Below are 5,770 nucleotides of genomic sequence, written 5' to 3'. Positions count from 1 at the left end.
GCGGCGACTATCGCCGGGTTCGCGCTCAGTCCTTTCTCTGCGTCGGCGGTCCCTGAAATCACCACCGCGATCACCCACCTCCGCGATGTCACGGTGAGGCGATCTACGAATCGCTCGCCCGCAAGGGTGAAACGATGACCACCGCCGCGATGGTGACGTACGCCTACGACCAAATCGACCAGGCCCGAACAGAACTCGAACACCCCAGCTGAAACGCGGCGACGGGAACCGCTTCGCTCACGCGGCGGCCCTGCGGCTCGGGTCGATAGCAGCCCTTGCGCGTCCTGCCTTGCGTCAGGCGTGGCGGGCTGCAGGGCATCTAGTCACATGATGATTGGGAGCCGAGTTAGATCGCTGATAGGCGAAGCGCCGCCGGCGCGTTTTCGGGTACGATCGGATTGCGGGGCAGGACCGGCGAAACCCGCTGATAAGTGGAGCCTACTGGAGGGCGTGGGTCGGGTTCGCCCTTGTTGGGCCAGAGCGCGACCGCCCGTTCCGATAGCGCTGTGATGGTCAACGAGGGGTTTGCGCCGAGATTCGCCGCAATAGGGGAGCCGTCGATCACGTGCAGGCCGGGATACCCATATAGCCGCTGATAAGGGTCAACGACGCCGGTCGCCGGTGAATCACCGATAGGACAACCGCCAATGAAATGTGCTGTGGTTGGGATGTTGACGATGTCGTTGTACAGGCCCCGTGGATCGCCGTCGATCTTGTCGGCTACGCGCCGGGCGACGTCGTTTGCGGTCGGAATCCAGTTTGGGTTGGGCTCACCCGTGCCTTGGCGGGAGGTCATCTTCGTGCCGAGAAGGCCGCGCTTGAGATAGGTGGTCAGCGAGTTGTCGAGATCCTGCATGACAAGCAGCGCCAACCCCCGCTCGGTGAACTTGCGAATGTTAAAGGTCCGAGCGAACGCACCTGGGTGGCGCAAGTTGATCAACGCCCATTTGGCGAGGCGGTGCTTGTCGCCGTCCACCAGGGTTGTGGTGAGCAGTGCCATCGCGTTGCTGCCCTTGCCGCCGCGGAAAGCCTCGATGTGGGTGTTCGCATCAGGGTGGATCGATGACGTCCCGGCGATGCCTTGGGCCAGGTCGGTTCGCGAGCGGGAGATGGCAGCCAGGGCAGCCTCCGAGTTGGTTCGCGCCAATTCGCCCAGCCGTGGCGATATCCGCGGTAGCGAACCGCTGGCTCGTAGTCGGTGCAGCAGATTTTGCGTGCCGATCGCGGCGGCGGAAAACACAACCTGATCGGCCCGCCATCTCCGGCGTTGCCTGCGCACCCACCGTCCGCTGTGAACGGTTTCGACTTCATACCCACCGCCCGGTGATTCGCGCACATCGACGACGGTTGTCATGGGATGAATCTCTGCGCCAGCTTTTTCCGCCAGATACAGATAGTTACGTTCGGTGGTGTTCTTGGCGTTGTGCGGGCATCCGGTCATGCACTGGGCGCAGAAGACGCAGCCGGCGCGATCGGGTCCCACACCACCGAAGTAAGGGTCGGGCACCGTCTTACCGGGCTCACCGAAAAACACACCCACCTGAGTCGGGTGAAATGTGTCTCCAACACCTAGGTCGTCGGCGACGGACTTTAAGACCTCGTCTGCTGGTGTCAATCTCGGATTCGTGGCCACGCCAAGCATGCGCTTGGCCTGGTCGTAGTACGGCGCCAATTCCGCTTTCCAGTCCGTGATCGATGCCCACTGCGGATCGTTGTAGAACTGTTCGAGCGGCTCGTAGAGGACGTTGCCGTAGATCAACGAACCCCCACCCACGCCGACAGCCGATTGAATGAGGACGTTCTTCAGTACGGTCATCTGGAGGGGGCCGATGAGGCCGAAACGCGGGTGCCACAAGGATTTTCGCAAATGCCAGTTGTTGGGCGGGTAATCCTCCAGGCGCCAGCGGGCGCCCTTCTCGAGCACGCCCACGCGATACCCCTTCTCGCTTAGGCGAAGAGCAGCGACGGACCCCCCGAAACCCGACCCGATCACGATAACGTCATAGTCGGGACTCATCTGGTGCTTCCTCTCCCGCTCTTTGCGTGGCCGTCCAACAACGGCGATCGAGCCTGTGCATTGCTGCAATGACGCTGAGATTATCCTCTGGCCAGGCAGTGGATGGCTCGAATTGAGCAAAGCGGCGGTGCAAGGACGCGATCACGCGGCCTCGTCGTAGAGGCTGTTTAGAGCGAATCGCGTACCGGGATAAATAGGGAAACGAGACGGCCCCGTCGGCTCGACGCGACAAATGAAATCCCTGCTCAAGATGTCTCATTTCCTGTCCCATAGCGCATGTCTCGAATCCTTTCCGTGGTTTGCTACCCGCTCGGCCCCTATCAGGCAGCCAGGCCGAGACAGCGAGGCAAGGTGTCGATCAGCTAGCTCGCAAAGGGAACGGCTAACGGACAGGTCGATCCCCGACTTGATTTGAAGGTCCACGCTACGACGGTTGGCCCGCGCCGGGAGCGTCGTCGGCCCGGCCGGCCCCGGCCGGCCGCACGTGGTCGGTCGCCGACCTGGCCGACAAAGGAATCGCTACCGCGTTTCCGCATTTGGTACGGAAAGACCTGGCCGACAAAGGAATCGATGCTCAGGTGATTCGGCTGGACGGGGTGGTTGAGATCTCGGTGCGGCTGGGCGTGGCCGACGCGGTCGCCGACGTGGTCGGATCGGGCCGCACGCTGGGACTGCACAACGTGGTGGCTTTCGTTGAGCCGCTGTGTGATTCGGAGGCAGTGCTGGTCGAACGCGAAATCGCCGACGAGGAAACCGCGGCCGCGCGTGACCAGCTCGCCGCTCGGGTGCAGGGCGTCGTGTTCGGTCAGCAGTATCTGATGCTCGACTACGACTGTCCACGGGCGGCACTCGACCGCGCCACCGAGGTGACGCCGGGGCTGGAGTCGCCGACCATCGCGCCACTGGGCGACCCAGGCTGGTGGCGGTGCGGGCGCTGGTGCCGCGCGAGGGCGTCAACGCGATCATGGACGAGCTGGCCAGCATCGGGGCCAAGGCGATTCTGGCCTCCGACATCAGGTTCTGCCGCTTCTGAGCGAAGAGCTACCTGCCCGGGGCGCGGCTGCTAGCGTCGCGACCGGGAGTCGACGCGAGGAGCTCGCATGACGCACATCCTTGTTCTGCTGCTCGCCCTGTTCATCGGGATTGTCGCCGGCTTGCGTGCGTTCACCGCGCCTGCGGTGGTCAGCTGGGCGGCGTTTCTGGACTGGCTCCACGTCGACGGGACATGGGCGTCGTGGATGGGGAACTCGATAACTGTCGGGCTGCTGACCGTTCTGCTGGTCGTCGAGCTGATCACCGACCAGCTGCCAAAAACCCCGAGCCGCAAGACGCCGCCGCAGTTCATCGCGCGGCTCATCAGCGGTGGCTTCTCTGGGGCGGTGATCGGGGCAGCGTGGGGCTTCACGTTCCCCGCGATCGCCGCCGGACTGGTTGGCGCGGTGCTGGGCACCGTGGGCGGTTATGAGGCCCGCAGGCGGCTGGTTGCCGCCACGGGGGGCCGCGATCTGCCGATTGCGCTGCTCGAAGATGGCGTCGCGGTCGGGGACGGCTTTCTCATCGGATATCTGACGAGCACCGTATGACTCGCCGGTTCGATGCGATCGTCGTCGGTGCCGGGCAGGCCGGACCACCGCTGGCCGGACGGCTGACCGACGCCGGCCAGACCGTCGCGGTGGTCGAGCGCAAGCTAATCGGCGGCACCTGCGTCAATACCGGGTGTATTCCCACCAAGACCCTGGTGGCCAGCGCGCATGCGGCCCACCTGGCCAGGCGCGGAGCTGACTACGGCGTCGGCACCGGGCCGGTGACCGTGGACATGGCAAAAGTCAAGGCTCGCAAAGACGGCATCATGCTCAACGACCGGCACGGCGTCGAATCCTGGCTGAACGGCATGAAGGGATGCACAGTCATCCGCGGCCACGCGCGCTTCGAGGACCCGCACACCCTGCGCGTCGGCGACGACCTCCTGCAGGCCGACCGGATCTTCCTGAACGTCGGGGCCCGCGCGGTGGCCCCCAACATCTCAGGATTGGCCGACGTCGACTACCTGACCAACGTCGGGATTCTCGAACTCGACACGGTGCCAGAGCATCTCGTCATCATCGGCGGCAGCTACATCGGGCTGGAATTCGCCCAGATGTACCGCCGATTCGGCGCGGCCGTGACAATTCTGGAACGGGGAGCGCGGCTGGCAGGGCGAGAGGATCCCGATGTGTCAGCGACCATACAGGCGATCCTGGAGGGCGAAGGCATTGCGGTGCAGTGCAATGCAGACGACATCAGCGTCGCCCGCGACGGCGCCGGTATCGCCGTGACGCCGCAGGCGGGCGGGCCCAGCATCGTCGGTTCGCACCTGCTGATGGCTGTCGGCCGCCGGCCCAACACCGACGACCTCGGCCTCGATCGGGCCGGCGTGCAAACTAATGCCCGCGGATACATCGTCGTCGACGACCAGTTGCGCACCAACGTCGAGCACATCTGGGCGATGGGCGACTGCAACGGCCGCGGCGCATTCACCCACACGTCCTACAACGACTTCGAGATCGTCGCGGCCAACCTGCTCGATGACGATCCACGCAAGGTCAGCGACAGGATCCCCACCTACGCGCTGTACATCGACCCGCCGCTGGGCCGGGCCGGGCAGACCGTCGAGGAGGTACGCAAGTCCGGCCGCAAGGCACTGCTGGGCTTCCGCCCGATGACCCGCGTGGGCCGGGCCGTGGAAAAGGGTGAGACGCAAGGATTCATGAAGGTCGTCGTCGACGCGGAGACCGACAAGATCCTCGGCGCGGCGATCTTCGGGGTGGGCGGCGACGAGGTGGTCCACGAGATTCTGGACATCATGTCCGCCGGAGCGCCGTACACGACGCTGGCACGCACCATGCACATCCATCCGACCGTCAGCGAGTTGGTGCCGACGATGCTTGAGGAGATGAAACCCCTGCCTTAGCGGACACGCCCCGCGCCGGCGACCAGCTGCCCAGTCACACCCCGTCGTGACCGGGGGTGTGGCACCCAACCAGTGGAGAAGGACACCAGATGACCGAGCTTGCACCGCACCCCGAGGGAATTGAGTTCCAAATGGACGGCATCAGTGGACTGAAAGAGCCACGCGCGTGACCGCGCCTGTCGCGTCGAGCACGCTGAGTGTGAACGTTTTTACCACCCCGGGAAAGGCTATGGTCGGCGAGCGGCCAAAGCCCTTCGGCGAAGCGCTCGCCTTTGACCCGATCACGTCGACTTTGATCTTCGGCGAGCACGACGCGGTGCTGGTGGACGCAATGATGACGGTGGCTGAGGCCGAAGCCCTCGCGGATTGGATTGCTCTGCACAACCGCAACCTGGAGACCATCTATATCACGCACGCCCACTTCGACCATTTCTACGGTCTGGGCATTCTGCTCGACCGTTTCCCGGCCGCCCGGGCGATCGCAACGCCCAAGACTCTGGACGCCATGCAGAGTTCTTTTACTCCCCCCGTGGAGCGGTTAGCCCGCCGTATGTTTCCTGGGCAAGTGTCCACTAAGTTGGTTGCGCCTGAGCCGTATGAGCACGACACGTTCACTCTCGAAGGCCACGAATTGCGCATCATCGAGCAGGGTCGCACCGATACTTCCGATTCGACCTCTCTCTACGTTCCATCGATCGGCCTGATCGTCGCTGGCGACGTTGTGTACAACCAATGCCGCATGTATGTCGGCGACACCACCCCCGAGAGCCGAAAGAATTGGATCGCGGACCTGGACCGGTTAG

The 5,770-nt window shown here is 64.1% G+C and carries 4 protein-coding genes and 1 pseudogene; 4 read left to right on the top strand and 1 reads right to left on the bottom strand.

Translation table 11 applies throughout. The annotated features are described in order from the left end of the window. Positions 1-346: 346 nt before the first annotated feature. On the bottom strand, positions 347-2,017 hold the full coding sequence (locus ACLP9N_RS34185; protein WP_442411537.1) for a GMC oxidoreductase: 1,671 nt from the start codon (positions 2,015-2,017) through the stop codon (positions 347-349). Positions 2,018-2,463: 446 nt separating this feature from the next. Between ACLP9N_RS34185 and hisG the strand changes: the two are divergent. From hisG to ACLP9N_RS34165, 4 genes and pseudogenes are all read left to right on the top strand, one after another. Beyond that, positions 2,464-3,050: pseudogene (hisG, locus tag ACLP9N_RS34180) on the top strand (ATP phosphoribosyltransferase); the annotation flags it as partial. A 67-nt stretch (positions 3,051-3,117) separates the two neighbouring features. Further along, entirely contained in the window at positions 3,118-3,600 is a 483-nt protein-coding gene (locus tag ACLP9N_RS34175; RefSeq protein WP_442411536.1) for a DUF4126 family protein, read from the top strand. Next, positions 3,597-4,967, top strand: coding sequence for an FAD-containing oxidoreductase (locus ACLP9N_RS34170; protein WP_442411535.1), 1,371 nt, complete (start codon positions 3,597-3,599; stop codon positions 4,965-4,967). Before ACLP9N_RS34175 ends, ACLP9N_RS34170 begins: the two co-directional genes overlap by 4 nt. A 166-nt stretch (positions 4,968-5,133) precedes the next feature. Continuing rightward, on the top strand, positions 5,134-5,770 hold a 637-nt coding region (locus ACLP9N_RS34165; protein ID WP_442411534.1), incomplete at its 3' end, for an MBL fold metallo-hydrolase.

It is taken from the genome of Mycobacterium sp. (assembly GCF_052144515.1).
In the GTDB taxonomy this organism is placed as follows: domain Bacteria; phylum Actinomycetota; class Actinomycetes; order Mycobacteriales; family Mycobacteriaceae; genus Mycobacterium.
The sequence above is the reverse complement of the archived record's forward strand: the minus strand, read 5'-3'. Positions and strand labels throughout refer to the sequence as shown.